The organism is Microcystis sp. M169S2 (genome assembly GCF_020245865.1).
GTDB lineage: Bacteria > Cyanobacteriota > Cyanobacteriia > Cyanobacteriales > Microcystaceae > Microcystis > Microcystis ichthyoblabe_A.
Map to the genome: position 1 here is coordinate 1 of NZ_JADBUB010000003.1, position 16,365 is coordinate 16,365.

The window sequence follows — 16,365 nt, forward strand, 5'->3', positions numbered from 1 at the left end:
AGTAAGTACCCGCATTCAGTTGACGAGTAATACTTTCACTATCGTTACTGCCATTAGTGGAGCTAGTAATCTCACTGCCATTACTATCTAATAAGGACACATCAGCATCGTCACTTAATCCCGTTAAATTGAGGCTAAAGTCGCTAGTGGTTCCTAAACTAAAACGATAGTAATCATTGCTGTCTGTAGAATCAACAAAATCACTGTAGCTGGTGGGAGTTGCTCCAATAGTGATATCACGGGCCGTTGCCAAGGTATTGCCAGCTAGGTCAACAGAACTGGAAAAACTCACAAAATTACTTTGACCCGTTAAAAAATCACCGTCGTTAGACCAAGAGAAAAGGGATTGGGATGATTGCCAGCGATTTTCTTGTCCTAGCTGGTATTCTTCCAGAGAATTGCTTACAAAGTCAGAATCCATGCCCTGGAGACTTTTGGGGACAACAGGGGTAATCAAGTCGGAGCGTCCTAAACCTGATTCCACCACAAGGGTTGGTAACTGGAAGATATCATCTAAAACATTGCTGTCTGATAGGTCGAAACTTGGGTCAAGCATATTTTTTCTCCTTAAGTGCTTCAGATGTGAGGTCAGGGGTTGGTTCCTAACTGTCGATACTTATTTCTGGGGAGTTGGAGGTTATTTCGATCTCCGCTCCCCTTTACCGTCGTATGGTATATAAGTCAGGCGAAAACTTTGACTAAATATATACTGGGGGTGCGATCTAATCGTATGCAGTTAGTGGCTATGGTGGGAAAAATTGATGAGTTATTCCCCGCTAAAAATTTCTCAAAACCTGAGAAATCTAGACCATCTATAGTTATAGATGTCGTTGGCCGCAAAGTTATCTATCATGGTGTTCCGGTCGTTTTTTAGTGGTTAGATGGCTGAGATAACAATCAAGAAGATCTGATCAGACAGACAATATCTGTGAGCTTTTGGGTAAGTCCCATAAAGAGTAGGCAAATTCAAATCTGAATTGCATTACTGTCTGAGTTTGTACGCCAATTCAAATCTGGATTCCACAACCCTCTGATGTTATTCCATAGAATACCTTGAATGAGGTTCGACAGTCAAGACATTTTGGAAGACCTATGAATTACAAATTATGAATTATGAAGTGGGGTGATGGAATTATGAATTATGAATTATGAATTATGAATGATAAATTATAAATTATGAATTATGAATTATGAATTATAAATTATGAATGATAAATTATGAATTATGAAGTTGGGAGACCACTTCGTGCGCGTTGCGGGGGGTGATGGGATGGGGAGATAGGGAGATGGGAGCAGGGAGAAAAAGCGTTCGACAAAAGCTCACGCCGAAGCCTGACTCCTGACGAATGTTACAATTGTTACAACATCTTGACATTAATTCTGATACCCTGACAATGTGTCAATCTGTGCAGTAATGGGGCAGAAACTCAGGTGGTATCGATCTATATTTCTATTGTTGAGGGCAACCCGCACTTGCGATCGCTATTAGCTTGGCATCTGCAACAGGCCGGTTATTTGGTTAATCAATCGGCAACCCTGCAAAGTGCGCGTCAAACTTTCCTTCATCGTCAACCAACCTTAGCAATTATCGATTCCGATTTGCCAGATGGGGATGGGATCGAACTCTGCCGTTGGCTTTATCAACAAAAACAGTCTTTAATACTGATTCTCTCGGCCCGCAATGGCGAAAAAGATGTGGTCAATGGTTTAAAAGCCGGGGCCGACGACTACCTGAAAAAGCCCTTTGGAATGCAAGAATTTATGGCTAGGGTAGAAGTGTTAACCCGTCGTTTAGGCAGTAGGGCTGCTCCCCTACACTTGGATTATGGGCAATTAAAAATAGATTTAGCCCAAAGACGGGTACAATTTCGCGGGGAGTATATCGAATTAACCCCCCAAGAATTTAGCCTACTCTACGTTTTAGCCCAAGCGGAGGGAACACCCCTATCAAGAGCCGATTTACTGCGTCGCGCTTGGCCCGAGGAAATCGATAATCCCCGGACAATTGATACTCATGTTCTCTCTCTGCGGAAAAAAATCGAAACCGATCCCAGACAACCTAATTTAATTCAAACCGTCCGCAACGTCGGCTATCGTTTCAATCTAGAAATGTTGGCCGAGATCAATTCAGCTTTAGAAGCTAATATTATTGCTTCCACCAAAGGCAATCATAACGGTCATTCCATGAGTAAAATCCCCGCTCACAATGTTAGTCGTTAATTCTGCCTTTGTCCGACCAATGAGCAGATTTTTGGCCGAAATCGTCTCCTAACCCCTGAATCGAAGCAAGGAGACGAAGGGCAAATTAAACCATCGTCACCATTGACCGATCCGCTTGTTGCTGAAATTCCCTCAATAAACGCCGAAATTCGTCGCCGTCAATAGTTTCCTGTTCAATCAGTATATCCACCAAGCGATCAATCGCCATACGATTGTCAAGGATAAGTTTTGTTGCTAAATCGTGGCATTGCTTGACAAGTTCCCGCACTTGTGCATCAATTTTTGCCATCATCGCGAAAGAATGGTCGGCATGATAACCAGCACCAGCACCACCGAGATAGGAATTACCATCCTCCTCTAGGGCAATCAATCCCAATTCCGACATTCCCAGACGCGTTACCATCTGTCGGGCCAGATAGGTAATTTTTTCAATATCATTACCGGCACCAGTGGTCACTTCATCCTCACCGAAGACACATTCCTCCGCCACCCGTCCCCCTAATAATCCCGCAATTCGGGCTAATAACTGGGAACGACTGGTTAAACCCTGTTCTTCATCAGGAGTGAACCAAGTTAACCCCTGCGCTTGCCCCCGGGGAATCAGGGTGACTTTTTCCACTTGATCGTGACCGGGACAGAGAGTACCGACAATCGCATGGCCGACTTCATGATAGGCGATCAAACGCTTGGCTTTACTATCCACTAAAGCTCGCCCTTCCATACCGGCCACAATCCGATCGATCGCATCGTTGACCTCCTCCATAGTAATCGCCTCTTTGCGCCGTCTAGCGGTAAAAATCGCCGCTTCGTTGAGCATATTCGCCAAATCTGCCCCAGTAAAACCGGGGGTGCGCCGGGCGATCGCCTCCAGAGCCACATCAGCAGCCACCTTTTTATCGCGAGAATGGACCTCCAAAATGGCCAAACGTCCCTTAGAATCTGGATAATCCACCACCACCTGTCGGTCAAAACGACCCGGACGCAGCAAGGCCGAATCCAAAACATCAGGCCTGTTGGTGGCGGCAATGACGATAATGCCAGTATTTCCCTCAAAACCGTCCATTTCCGTCAATAATTGGTTCAGGGTTTGTTCCCGTTCATCATTACCTCCCCCATAACCGATCCCCCTTTGACGACCAACGGCATCAATTTCATCGATAAAAACCAAACAAGGGGCATTTTCCTGGGCTTTTCGGAACAGATCTCGCACTCGCGACGCACCAACCCCGACAAACATCTCCACAAATTCCGACCCGGAGATGCTGAAAAAAGGTACTCCCGCCTCTCCTGCGATCGCTTTAGCCAGTAAAGTTTTCCCCGTCCCTGGGGGCCCGATTAACAGGACTCCCTTGGGGATTTTCGCACCAATAGCCGTAAATTTTTCCGGTTGTTTGAGGAATGTTACCACTTCCTCTAGATCTTCCTTGGCCTCATCCACACCCGCCACATCATTGAATTCTATGCCGGTTTTCGCCTCCATCTGAAACCGCGCCCTTGATTTACCGAAGTTCATCGCTTGACCGGAAGCATTAGCAGAACGACGGATAATAAACACCAATAATCCCAAGACGATAATAATCACTAACAGGTTAGTGAGAACATTGATCAGGGCCGAATTATCAGTGCTAGGGAGAATACCGTACTCAATTTTTTTAGCATCGAGTTTCTTGATTAATTCGGGATTTTGGTCAAATAAATTGACTTCCTTCGGTGGCTCCTTGTCCGTTTGACCGACGAGGGTAACTGCTGCCTGTTGCAAAGAAGGATTGATTTCCACCTTTTTTACCTTGCCTTGCTCGATTTTCTCTAACAATTCACCGTAGGTGAGGGTATTGGGTTTTTTTTGACTCCAAGCAGGATTGACATGGCCAAAGGTTTGCAGAATCATCCAAGTGCTGACAATCCCTTTCCATACTGGCCGATGACCACGATTCTTAGCTGACTTGGCTCTAACTACGGTGAGCGGAGATTTTTGATCCATAATTGACTCTATATCTAGTTACCCTGTATTCATTGTGACAGATCGACTCGATCGTGACCACTGTTCTGTTTCCCTTAGGCACAACCCCGGGGGCAAATAGTGATGACGGTTTTTTGCTATACTGTATTCAGCTAGGTGGTCTAACAACTGCCTATCCCAATCACTAACAGTTTAGGGAAGTGGGTTTCGCCCGCTTTTTTTATTGTCTAAATCATGACCCATCCGCTCATCCCCGACCTGCTGCACCTAGCCACCCCTATCGCTGAAAACTTGGGGCTAGAAGTGGTCGATATCGTTTTCCAAACCAATAAAAGGCCTCCCGTCCTGCGCGTCGATATTCGCAATCTTGCGGGAGATACTGGTTTAGAGGACTGTGAGCAGATGAGTCGGTCCTTAGAAACCGCCCTCGACAGTCAAGAAATCTTACCCGGGGCCTACGTTTTAGAAATATCTAGCCCCGGCATTTCTCGACAACTGAGCAGTGAGCGCGAATTTCAGTCTTTTAAAGGTTTTCCCGTCATCGTTACCGGCCAGGATAGCCAAGGAAAACCAAAAGAATGGCGCGGAAAACTGCAAGGTAGAGATGAACAATCTATTTATCTTAACCAAAAGGGTCGCTCCCTGACCATCGATCGCACTACCGTCATCAGCGTCCGTTTAGATGAGCAGCGCAGTAATCAGTAAACAGTGAACAGTAATCAGTAAACAGTGATCAGGGATAAGGATGAAGATAAATAACTCACTAACTGATTAACTTAAAACTTACATCTGATAACTTACATCTGATAACTGATAACTGATAACTGATACAAGGCTGACAGATAAAAAACTAATAACTCAAAAGTAAGGAGAAAAAATAATTATGGCTACCGTTAATTTGCCCGGTTTAAAAATAATGCTCGAAGAAATTAGCCAACGACATAATCTGCCCAAAAATGCCGTACAGGAAGCCTTGCGTGAAGCCCTGATCAAGGGTTACGAACGTTATCGACGCGCCCAAAGTTTAGAAAAAGCCGCTCAATTTCATGAAGATTATTTCAATAACTTTGATGTGGAATTAGACGTAGAAGAAGAAGGGTTTCGCATCCTTTCGACTAAAACTATTGTCGAAGAAGTGACTAATCCCGACCATCACATCGGTCTCAAAGAAGTGCAAGAAGTAGCCGACGAAGCCCAATTAGGGGATGAAGTAGTTCTTGATGTCACCCCCGACCAAAGAGAATTTGGTCGCATGGCGGCGATTCAAACTAAACAGGTTTTACTGCAAAAACTGCGGGATAACCAACGCAAAATGATTCAAGAGGAGTTCCAAGATCTGGAAGGAACCGTTTTACAAGCCCGAGTCGTCCGTTTTGAAAGACAGGCCGCTATTGTCATGGTACAAAGCACCTACGGTCAACCGGAAGTGGAAGCAGAACTACCCAAACGGGAACAACTGCCCAACGATAACTATCGCGCCAACGCCACCTTTAAAGTTCTGCTCAAAAAAGTTCTAGAAGGTTCTCACCGCGGCCCGCAATTAATCGTTTCCAGAGCGGCGGCGGGCTTGGTAGTATATCTGTTCGCTAACGAGGTTCCCGAAATCGAGGAGGAAATCGTGCGTATTGTTGCTGTCGCCCGGGAAGCTAATCCCCCCTCCCGTCACGTTGGTTCGCGGACAAAAATCGCCGTCGATACCCTAGAAAGAGACGTGGATCCGGTTGGGGCCTGTATTGGGGCCAGAGGTTCGCGGATTCAAGCCGTGGTGAACGAATTGCGAGGAGAAAAAATCGACGTGATTCGCTGGTCTCCAGATCCCGCCACCTACATCGGCAATGCCCTTAGTCCCGCCCGTATTGACCAAGTTTTGTTCACTAATGCCGAAGAAAGACAAGCATTGGTACTGGTGGCACAGGATCAATTAAGTTTAGCGATTGGCAAAGAAGGGCAGAACGTGCGTTTAGCCGCCCGTCTGACGGGCTGGAAAATCGATATTAAGGATATCGCCCTTTATAAAGGAGAACAAGAGGTAAAAACCGATGAAAACGACCCAGAAGCGCAGGATTTAGACCAAGAATGAACCCCTTCGTCAATTATCGACGCTGTATTAGCTGCCGTCTCTTTGCCCCGAAAGAATCCTTTTGGCGAATTGTCCGACTACACCCGTCCGGACAGATACAATTAGATCAAGGCATGGGAAGAGCTGCCTATATCTGTCCGCAACCTAACTGCCTGCAACTGGCCAGGCAAAAAAATCGTCTCGGACGCGCCCTAAAAGCCAATATTCCCGAAACGCTCTATGAATCCTTGCAAGAGCGCCTCGGGACTGCCAAGCAAGGTCGTCCAAATCAGGATTAAAATTGACGATCATAGCCACAAAATCGTTACCATGGAAAGGGGGCAGTCCTGACAGGATCAAAAAATCAGCCAACTTATAGGATCACTAACACTTTAGCCGGGGGATAATGGATGAGTAACGCGAAAGTCAGAATTTACGATTTATCAAAAGAATTGAATCTAGACAACAAAGACATTTTGGATATCTGTGACCAGTTGAACATCGAGTACAAGAGCCACAGTAGCACGATCAGCGAAGAGGATGCCCAACGCATCAAGGCAATTGCTGCGAAGGGAGTTGTTTCGAGTACCAGCAAAAATAGCACGGGTCAGCGAGAATCGGTTAGTCCTGCCGAAGAAAAAAAACAAAAGATTTTAGCCCTGCATAAACACAACCGCCCCGAAACTGGCGAAGAAGGGGAAATCTATCCCGGGTCTGCCGGTTCCTCAGCTAAACCGACTTTAATCAGTCCTCCCCGTCCCCCAGTTAAACCCCTCGTTGCTGCCCCAGGGCGCGACGGTGCGGCCGAAAAAACTCCCCCCACCGCTGCAGAGATGCCATCTCAGTCCGCCAGTGTTAAAGAAACCCCGACCGAAACGCCGCTAGTGCCAGAAGTATCCCCCACCTTAATCGCCCCACCTAATCGACCTTCCCTCACCCCGAAACCACGCCCTGAAAGCGCCTCGGGCCGGCTAGAACCCCGATCATCTAAAAATGCCCCCGGCAGTAACGACAGGCCGCGGGGAGAAAAACGCGAGCGCGGCGAGAGTGAAAACGCCCCTAGTCCTGAGCGCAGGACTGGCTTGGCTAAACCCGAAAAACCGACCCTCCACCGCAAACCCGACGGAAAAAGCCCGAAACTGGGGGAACCAGCTAGAGAAGTGCGGGAGACGGTGGAATTGAAGCGCCCAGTTCGCCCCGGTATGCCCGCTAAAATCTCGGCTACTGGCGAGGAAGAAACCGACACCACCAAGAAATCCGGTGTTGATGGCACAGAAATCGATACAGATACCGGATTGCTGGGAGCAGACGGGCCCAAAAAACTCAAACGACCGACCATGCCCCTTCGCATGGCCAAAAAATCTAGCTGGGAAGAAGAAGAAGAAGAAGAGAAAAAAGCGGCCAAAACCGCTAAAACTGCTGGCAAAAACAAACGCCGCACCCAAGCCCTCTTTGAAGATGACGATGATCTAGAATCGGAACTATCCGGGTTAATCAATAGCCCCAGTTTTACCCTTTCCACCGCTCGTCCCCCCAAACCGCCCAGCGCTAAAGCTGCCACCCCCAGCACTCCAACAGCAGTCAAAGTTAAGCGGCCCAGTAAACCAACCGCCCACACCGGCAGCCCGAAAAGCGAGCGTCAAGAACCCCAAGAGGAAAAACGCCCGGAAAGCATCGTCATCACCGGCAGTCTTACCGTGCGCGACCTCTCGGAATTGATGAAAGTCCCCGAAACCGAGATCATCAGAACCCTATTTTTTAAAGGGATGGCGGTTAATATCACCCAAACTCTCGACGTGGACACGATCGAAATGATCGCCAGGGACTTCGAGATGACCGTGGAAACCCCCAGCACCCAGTCGGCGGCGATCAAAACCACGGAGATGATCGATGTCTCCGACTGGGAAAGTCTCCAGCGTCGTCCCCCCGTCGTCACCATTATGGGTCACGTTGACCACGGTAAAACCACCCTCCTCGACTCGATCCGCAAAACCAAAGTCGCCCAGGGGGAAGCCGGCGGCATCACCCAGCACATCGGTGCTTACCACGTCGATGTGGAACATAACGGCAAACCGGAACAGATTGTCTTTTTGGATACCCCCGGCCACGAAGCTTTTACCGCCATGCGGGCCCGTGGGGCGAGAGTCACCGATATAGCGGTGCTGGTGGTGGCCGCCGATGATGGCGTGCAACCCCAAACGAAAGAGGCAATTAGTCACGCCAGGGCCGCCGAAGTCCCCATCGTGGTGGCGATTAACAAAGTCGATAAACCCTCGGCTAACCCCGACCGAATTAAACAGGAATTGACCGAACAGGGACTGGTGGCCGAAGATTGGGGCGGTGAGACGATTATGGTTCCCGTTAGCGCCCTGCGGGGTGAAAATCTCGATAATCTGCTGGAAATGATCCTCTTGGTGGCAGAAGTGGAGGAATTGGTCGCTAACCCCGATCGCTTGGCTAAGGGAACCGTGATCGAAGCTAACCTCGATCGCACCAAAGGTCCCGTGGCTACCCTGCTCGTCCAGAATGGTACTCTCCGCGTCGGTGATAGCATCGTCGCTGGTTCCGTTTTCGGCAAAATTCGGGCGATGATCGATGATCGCGGTCAAAAAGTCGAAGCAGCCACCCCCTCCTTTGCCGTGGAAATCCTCGGTCTTAGTGATGTCCCGGCCGCCGGCGATGAGTTCGATGTCTATGAAAGTGAGAAAGAGGCCCGATCAATTGCCGATCAACGGGCGATCGAACAACGCAACACCCGTTTACAACAGGCCCTCTCCTCCCGTCGCGTTAGCCTTAGCACCCTCTCTATCCAAGCTCAAGAAGGACAACTCAAGGAACTTAATCTCATCCTCAAGGCAGATGTGCAAGGTTCCGTTGAGGCTATCCTCGGTGCGCTCAAACAGTTACCCCAAAACGAAGTGCAGATTCGGGTTCTCCTCGCCTCTCCGGGGGAAATCACCGAAACCGATGTGGATCTGGCCGCCGCTAGTGGTGCGGTGGTGGTGGGTTTTAATACCACCCTTGCCAGTGGTGCGCGCGCATCCGCTGATCGGGAAGGGGTCGATATCCGTGATTACAATATCATCTACAAGCTTCTCGATGATATTCAAGGGGCGATGGAAGGTCTTCTCGACCCCGAAGAAGTGGAAGAACACCTCGGTTTTGCCGAAGTGCGTGCCGTCTTCACCGTCGGCCGGGGAGCCGTGGCGGGCTGTTATGTCCAATCAGGTAAACTGGTGCGGAATCGCTTCCTGCGCGTGCGTCGCGGCAAGGAAATTGTTTATCAGGGGGTTCTCGATTCCCTCAAACGGATGAAGGAAGATGCCCGGGAAGTGGCCACCGGTTTCGAGTGCGGTGTCGGTGTTTCTAAATTCAATGACTGGAAAGAAGGCGATATTATTGAAGCCTACGAAATGGTCATGAAACGTCGCACTTTATCCAGTTAATTAGACGGTCAGCGTCAGGAGTCGGGAGTCAGTTATCAGTTATCAGTTATCAGTCATAATTCCCCCACTCCCTCACTCCCCCATCTCCCCACTTCATAATTCATAATTCATAATTTATAATTTATAATTCTCATTTCCCTCTATGAAATCAGAACCTTTTTTGTGGATTCATCTGGCAGGGTTAGCGGCTTTGCCAATCTTTTTACAAATCGCTTGGATTGGTTTAGCTGTGGGCGATCCCTTGCCTTTTCTTTGGCTAGAATGGCTATTTCTGGGAGCGATCGCTATTATTCCAGTCTTTTGGATGCAGTGGACAAAACCTTTTGATATCTTTAGTCTTTTGTTGGTTGCTCTAAAACCGAGTCAACTCACCCCCGAACAGTTAAAAATTCTCTCTCTTTTTCAACGTCCTCGCCATCGTCTTCTTACTCTTTTGGGAGTCGTCCTCTTAATTCTCATCGCTTGGGCCATCTATAATTTTGCCCCTCTAGCGGCTGCCGTGGCCGCCTATCTCCCCCAATGGCGGCTTTTAGGTTTAGTCATCGCTGGGATCGCTCTCCTCTTAAGTCACCTATTTTTACAGGTTCCTCTGAGTGTTCTTGGGGTTTTAGCCACTAAGGAAAGTGACTGGACAGCCACCGAAGCTTTAGTTATTGAGCGCATTCCTGAGTTATTTACCATTATTGGTCTAAAAGTTAATAAAATTATCTAAATTAGCAAAAATGCCGACAATTTCGCCTAGGAATGCAGGATAGATCGCCCGTTCAATGGTTGAATATTCCTGGCATTACTCGGAAAAATCGCAGCCAATTGTTGCAGTTGTTGGGGAGAAATTTTGATCGCATTTTGCCAGACTAACCAGAGAACATCCTCGCTACAGGGGGGAGTGGACAAAGACCCCCGATATTCATAAAAATCGCTATTTTCCGGCAGTAAAAGCCCGACATTGACCCAAGTATCGGGGATAATCATTTCAGGAGAAGGTTCTTGGGGCAAATAATCCCAAATGGTTTGTAAATAGGGATTATTTGCCCCAATTTCGGCTAAGATGCCCACAACTGCTAAATTTCCCTTCCCATTTCGATGCACTAAATGAATTTCTAGAGGGAAAGACTGACCTTTAATCTGATGTTCGCTGGGATGATGAAAATGGAACTGCAACAAATCCCATTTTTCACCGTGAAAACTCATATTTCCACCTTTTTCGGTCTGAACCAAGATTGTATGACCGTTATGGCGAATTTTTAGGGGTATAGGACGATAATTAAAGGTGGGGTGGTATAGCTCTTTTTCAGTCACTATACTCAGATCGATCGGTGTTTGTTGCTTTCCCGTGGTGCAGAGGCGATAATTCCTTGATAATTCGCCCCAATGGTCAATATTTTGATAATTCCAAGTAAATTCTGGATTAATAGCCCCAAAAAGAGCCTGAGAGCCTATAAATTGCAGTAATTCTCGTCTATACATGGGATTCAATTCAGCAAACCCTAATTAGAGATTTTCATCGGGATTTATGCCCAATTCCCGCAGTTTAGCCGCTAATTTTGCGGATTTCTGCCTTTCCTGTTCAACTTGGGTTTCTGCCTGTTGTGCCGCTTCTGCGGGAGTGGGTACTAATTCACCTTCGGGGGTAAAATAGCGCAATTTATTGGCAGATAAACCCAAATATAAGCCTAATTGTTGACTCCAGAGCCATCCCTGGGGATTGGGGGCAATCGGTTGATATTGACCGCTAATTAGGGTAAATCCTTCAAATTCTAGGCTTTCTGGGTCAAACCAAAAATAATCGGGAGTGCGAAATATATCTTGATAAATTTGTTTTTTCTCCTCTCGGTCAACTTTGGCGGTACTATCGGAGAGAATTTCCACAATTAAATTGGGATATTTGCCCTCTTCTCGCCAAACTACCCAACTTCTGCGGTTAGGATTGGGATTTGTCCCCAAAACCACGAAAAAATCGCGACCACGGCAGAATTCTGACTTTTTCTGGTTAGGACTGTAATAAATGGTTAAATTGCCGGCGGCAAAATAATCTTCTCGCTCGCGCCACCACCATTCTAAACACTGAATTAATAAAATAATTTGTTGTAGATGTAGGTTACTTTCCAAAGGGGGTTCATCACTCCAAAATTCGCCTTCTGGGAAGATTATCTCAGGGTTTACATGGGACTCGACTAGGGGTAAGCTTTGAGCGATAGTCATGGTTTTCCAACAGAGATAGGTTGATAATTAATTATAAACTAAATTTGTTACAGCAGTTAGCAATCAGTCCTCAGCCTTTAGCTATTTCACTGTAGATTTATCGATGTTTTAACCTTGCGAATCAGTGCTATTTTTGGGAAGTTGTTGATATTTTTTCTATTCGATTTGACTAAACTAGACCTACCTTTTCTCTAAAATTAGTAAATATTCGGATTTCATGCCATCAGGATTTTTATTCTTGCGAGATTTGAATAATTGCCTGGTTTTAATTCTATCCTCAAAGACGGTATTAAAAATAAAGCCATTTTCCTGAAAATATTCCTTTAATATTCGCCAAGTTTCTACTTCCACTCCATCCACTTTTGGATTACCGACAAAAATGCAAGCTTTCCCAGCTTGTTTTAATTTTCTGGTGGCATTTTCTAAAGCGTTGATAGTGTGACAAAAATAGGAATCGAGTATTTTATGTAAATTCTCTTTCTCTAAACTCGATCTCACTTGATTTAAGGTTTCGGTTTCGATTAATCTGGTAGCCTGTCGGTAGGGAATTTCTAGCTTAGATATTTTTTGCACTTCTTTTTCTGTATATCCTAACCAATATAAATCTAGTTTTGCTGTTCTGATATATTCTTGTGCTTGCAGATAGGGGGGGGAACTAATTAAACAATCTAACTCTAGATTTTGATCGATCTCAAAAGTGGCACTATCTACTCCCCCATAAAAAAGCACTTGATTACAATTATGCCAAGTTACGGTAATATATTGATTGACGCTGGTTAAAGTTTCAAAACTCATCTCTTTTATCGTTCGTTTTAATTCCTCTTGCCAATCTCTTTGTAATAGTTCTTGTATATCTGATTTTTTGTATTTCGATTGAAATAATTTAGGTTTGGTATGTTCTGCATAGGAAAACTGTTTACTAACTTTCACTAAAACCGCTTGAATGATCTGGGAATACAAATCAGTTTCTAGATTTTTTTGACCTGCCCAAAGTTTCTGTAAAACTGCTAAAATCTCCTCTGGATACCAATAGTTTAAATTTGACCACTGAGGGATAAATTTATCCTTGCTGGCAAAAACTTCTAAGATTTTTTTATCTAACTCCGAGTAACTCAATGGTTCTTGGTGTTCTGTAATCTTAATCGGTATAATATGGTTTAAAAGATAATTCAGGTCAGTTAAAACCGCATTTCTTTGACAAAGTTTAGCCTCTAACCCCACCGTACCCGAACCAGCAAAAGGATCGATAATCCAATCATCCTTTTTACTGTAATTATCAAGACAAAATCTCACCACTTGGGGAATAAATTTGGCAGGATAATAATAGATGCCATGGGTTAGATAACTGGTGCTGGTGATTTCTGGTACTAAATCTCGAAAAGAAACTAATCGCGGAACACCGCGATTAAATCCTTCAAGATAATTAAAAGTAAAAAGTTCTGACTGCATGATTCGGCTATCAATTCTGCTTAGGGTGGATCGGCCAATTAAAATAAAGATTAACCGTAGTTGATTAATATTCTAACTTATCGTCCCCCAACCTAACCGACAACTCAGCTTTTTTGCTTTTTACTTTTTACTTAACGTGATATACTGCCAGAGGAAAAAATGACGTTTTAATTAGTCTGCGTGAATAGCCAATCCTCGACAATTATAGAACAGGTTAGAGTCCTTGACCCCTTGACACAAACCGATCGCATTGCCGATGTCTGGATTGAGGAGGGGGTAATTAAAGCGATCGAATCTCAGCTTCCCCCAAGAGAAAATAGTAACTATATTTCTGGTCAAAACTGTATTTTTGCTCCCGGATTAGTCGATCTCTACAGTCATTCTGGGGAACCCGGCCACGAGGACAGAGAAACCCTTGCATCTCTGATCCAAGCTGCCACGGCCGGAGGCTGCACCCGGGTGGCAATTCTCCCCAATACTCTCCCCCCCCTCGATCACCCCGCACTCATTAGCACATTACAGCAAAAAAGTCAAGGGTTTTTTGACTCAAAATCGACTCGTCTGCATTTTTGGGCAAGTCTCACCCTGGGAAGACAAGGGCAAAAAATGACGGAATTAGCCGATTTAATGCCTGTAGCGGTGGGTTTTACCGATAATCGCAGTCTGGAAGATTTGGGACTGTTGCGGCGCTTATTGGAATACCTAAAACCCTTCGGTAAAAATATCGCCCTTTCCCCCGTAAATCAGCAATTAAAGGGTAATGGAGTCATGCGTGAGGGAGAAACCTCGATTCGCTTCGGTTTACCCGGAGATCCTGCTATTTCCGAAACCACTGCTTTAGCCACAATTTTAGAAATCGTCGGCGAAATTAATACACCTGTTCACCTAATGCGAATTTCTACCCGTCGAGGAGTGGAATTAATTCGCGAGGCAAAAATGCGGGGATTGCCGATAACCGCTAGTGTGACGTGGTTGCATCTGCTCTTAAATACAGGATCGATCGCCAGCTATCATCCCAGTTTACACCTCGCTCCACCCTTGGGCAACGAAAGCGATCGCAAGGCGTTAATTGCGGCAATTAAGGAGGGAATTATCGATGCAATCGCGATCGATCATCGTCCCTATACCTACGAAGAAAAAACCGTCTCTTTTGCAGAAGCACCCCCCGGCGCGATCGGGTTAGAATTAGCTTTACCGCTACTCTGGGAAAAATTAGTAATAACCGGACAATTATCAGCTTTACAATTGTGGCAAGCGCTTAGTCTCAATCCCTGTCATTGTTTACAACAAAAACCGGCATCTCTCAACCCCGGTAATCCCGCAGAAGCAATTCTTTTTCATCCCCAAGCAAGCTGGAAAGTAACAGCAAATAATCTTCACTCCCTCAGTCATAATACTTTCTGGTTAAATCAAACAATTACGGGAAAAGTGTTAGAAATGTGGAATTTTTAAAGGGTGGCCAATTTCTATCTTGAGACTCTCCTAGTTTTTTGGATAATAATCAGCTAGAATTCTAGAGAGAACTAGAGTAATGCCATGGAAAAAGAACTGGTATCGGACAAGCGCGGTTATCTGCTTCGCACGGTGGCAGAAGCTAAAGAAATTGTCCTTAATTGGTTGCGGGAAATAAATTTAGTTAATGCGATTAAATTAGGTTTACCAGAAGTGGATGACAGATATCATATTTGGCGAATTCCTTTATGTAATGAACAGAAAAAAACCGTTGGGGAAGTGGTGATCGATGCCTACACCACCGAAATTTTAGCCGATAGGACAACCCGGACTGAAATTATTATCGCTCGTCTGTTAAAACAGGATGAATCTAAATTAGAAAACCGCAAGAAACCCAAAAAAGAATATAAGCTTTCCTCTCTGATAAATACCATCGGATTTGGTGATTGTAGCGAACTTTTAGAGGAAATGCCCGCAGAAAGTGTTGATTTAATCTTTACCTCACCACCCTATTTTAATGCTCGCCCGGAATATTCAGAATTTGAAGAGTACGAAAGCTATCTATTGAAGCTGCGACAGGTGATCAGAAAATGTCATCGAGTTTTGAGTGAAGGACGTTTTTTTGTCATTAATGTTTCTCCCGTGCTGTTGCGTCGTGCTTCGCGTAATCAAGCTTCTAAACGTATTGCTGTTCCCTTTGATTTGCATCGAATTTTTATTGAGGAAGGTTACGACTTTATTGATGATATTATTTGGCTAAAACCAGAGGGAGCAGGGTGGGCAACTGGTAGAGGGCGCAGATTTGCCGCCGATCGTAATCCTCTCCAATACAAAACTGTGCCAGTGACTGAATACGTTTTAGTCTATCGTAAACATACGGATTTACTCATCGATTGGCATATTCGCAATCATCCCGATCAAGAAGTAGTAAAAGCCTCAAAAATTGCCGATGGTTATGAACGCACTAATGTTTGGAAGATTAACCCAGTCACTAACTCAAAACATCCCGCCGCTTTTCCCGTAGAATTGGCAGAAAAAGTGATTAATTATTACTCTTTTAAAGGTGATGTGGTTTTAGATCCGTTTGCCGGTTCAGGAACCGTGGGACTAGCGGCCGCTTTTTTAGATAGACGTTTTGTTTTATTCGAGAGTAATTTTAATTATATTGAAATGATACGAAAGCTAATTACTGAAGGCAGTAAGACTGATTTAGACTCAATTATTTGGCTTAATTGTCCGTTAGAACACTAACAATAAGAAAGATAAACACCATGACAGCCAGTAAAAGTCACGCTTATTTTACTCCCAAAGACTATCTAGAAATAGAGAAAATTAGTCCCATTAAACCTGAATATATGCAAGGGCAAATCTTGGCGATGGCCGGGACAAGTAAAGCCCATGTTATCATCACAGGTAAGTAGGTAGGCGTTAAAAATTATCAGATGCCCCCCTTATTAAGCTGTCCTTTAGTCACATCTTTCTTAACATTTCAAACCTTTGTAGCACAAGGCTTTCAAGACTCGGTTAACAATTTGTAATATTCCTTGTTGACACCCTTACTGACAAAGAAAAAACTG

The 16,365-nt window shown here is 45.3% G+C and carries 14 protein-coding genes; 9 read left to right on the plus strand and 5 right to left on the minus strand.

Going from position 1 to position 16,365, the window contains the following annotated elements; all coding sequences use genetic code 11:
* Positions 1-556 (minus strand): PPC domain-containing protein (locus tag IM485_RS00110; protein WP_287740405.1); only part of this gene is annotated, 556 nt, incomplete at its 3' end.
* A gap of 875 nt (positions 557-1,431) precedes the next feature.
* Between IM485_RS00110 and IM485_RS00115 the strand changes: the two genes are divergently transcribed.
* Positions 1,432-2,220, plus strand: a complete 789-nt coding sequence (locus IM485_RS00115; protein WP_104396636.1) for a response regulator transcription factor — start codon at positions 1,432-1,434, stop codon at positions 2,218-2,220.
* Positions 2,221-2,305: 85 nt separating this feature from the next.
* Here IM485_RS00115 and ftsH read toward each other — a convergent pair whose 3' ends face one another.
* Positions 2,306-4,201, minus strand: a complete 1,896-nt coding sequence (gene ftsH / locus IM485_RS00120) for an ATP-dependent zinc metalloprotease FtsH (protein ID WP_287740408.1) — start codon at positions 4,199-4,201, stop codon at positions 2,306-2,308.
* Positions 4,202-4,414: 213 nt separating this feature from the next.
* Here ftsH and rimP point away from each other — a divergent pair, with 213 nt between their 5' ends.
* The 5 genes from rimP (at position 4,415) to IM485_RS00145 (ending at position 10,397) form a co-directional block, all read left to right on the plus strand.
* Positions 4,415-4,885, plus strand: a complete 471-nt coding sequence (rimP, locus tag IM485_RS00125; protein ID WP_002789389.1) for a ribosome maturation factor RimP — start codon at positions 4,415-4,417, stop codon at positions 4,883-4,885.
* Positions 4,886-5,063: 178 nt separating this feature from the next.
* Positions 5,064-6,260, plus strand: coding sequence for a transcription termination factor NusA (gene nusA / locus IM485_RS00130; RefSeq protein WP_287740410.1), 1,197 nt, complete (start codon positions 5,064-5,066; stop codon positions 6,258-6,260).
* The gene (locus tag IM485_RS00135; protein ID WP_002738851.1) at positions 6,257-6,538 is read left to right on the plus strand and encodes a YlxR family protein; all 282 of its coding nucleotides are present in this window, start codon (positions 6,257-6,259) and stop codon (positions 6,536-6,538) included. Before nusA ends, IM485_RS00135 begins: the two co-directional genes overlap by 4 nt.
* Positions 6,539-6,649: 111 nt before the next feature.
* Complete coding sequence (gene infB, locus IM485_RS00140) at positions 6,650-9,685, plus strand: translation initiation factor IF-2 (protein ID WP_104396639.1); 3,036 nt, start codon at positions 6,650-6,652, stop codon at positions 9,683-9,685.
* Between the two features lie 142 nt (positions 9,686-9,827).
* A complete protein-coding gene (locus tag IM485_RS00145; protein WP_287740413.1) occupies positions 9,828-10,397 on the plus strand; it encodes a low-complexity tail membrane protein in 570 nt (189 codons plus the stop codon).
* A 26-nt stretch (positions 10,398-10,423) separates the two neighbouring features.
* Here the strand turns inward: IM485_RS00145 and IM485_RS00150 are convergent, their stop codons facing one another.
* The 3 genes from IM485_RS00150 to IM485_RS00160 form a co-directional block, all read right to left on the minus strand.
* Entirely contained in the window at positions 10,424-11,152 is a 729-nt protein-coding gene (locus IM485_RS00150; RefSeq protein ID WP_104396641.1) for a carbonic anhydrase, read from the minus strand.
* A gap of 24 nt (positions 11,153-11,176) precedes the next feature.
* Positions 11,177-11,887 (minus strand): Uma2 family endonuclease, encoded by a 711-nt coding sequence (locus IM485_RS00155; protein ID WP_104396642.1) that lies wholly within the window; start codon positions 11,885-11,887, stop codon positions 11,177-11,179.
* Positions 11,888-12,067: 180 nt separating this feature from the next.
* Positions 12,068-13,336 (minus strand): DNA methyltransferase, encoded by a 1,269-nt coding sequence (locus tag IM485_RS00160; RefSeq protein ID WP_287740417.1) that lies wholly within the window; start codon positions 13,334-13,336, stop codon positions 12,068-12,070.
* A 180-nt stretch (positions 13,337-13,516) separates the two neighbouring features.
* On the opposite strand from IM485_RS00160, the gene IM485_RS00165 reads away from it, so the two are divergent.
* From IM485_RS00165 to IM485_RS00175, 3 genes are all read left to right on the plus strand, one after another.
* On the plus strand, positions 13,517-14,788 hold the full coding sequence (locus IM485_RS00165; protein WP_072924120.1) for a dihydroorotase: 1,272 nt from the start codon (positions 13,517-13,519) through the stop codon (positions 14,786-14,788).
* Positions 14,789-14,872: 84 nt separating this feature from the next.
* Positions 14,873-16,039 (plus strand): DNA-methyltransferase, encoded by a 1,167-nt coding sequence (locus IM485_RS00170; protein ID WP_287740420.1) that lies wholly within the window; start codon positions 14,873-14,875, stop codon positions 16,037-16,039.
* A gap of 20 nt (positions 16,040-16,059) precedes the next feature.
* On the plus strand, positions 16,060-16,209 hold the full coding sequence (locus tag IM485_RS00175; RefSeq protein ID WP_192575991.1) for a PDDEXK family nuclease: 150 nt from the start codon (positions 16,060-16,062) through the stop codon (positions 16,207-16,209).
* The last annotated feature ends 156 nt before the right edge of the window (positions 16,210-16,365 follow it).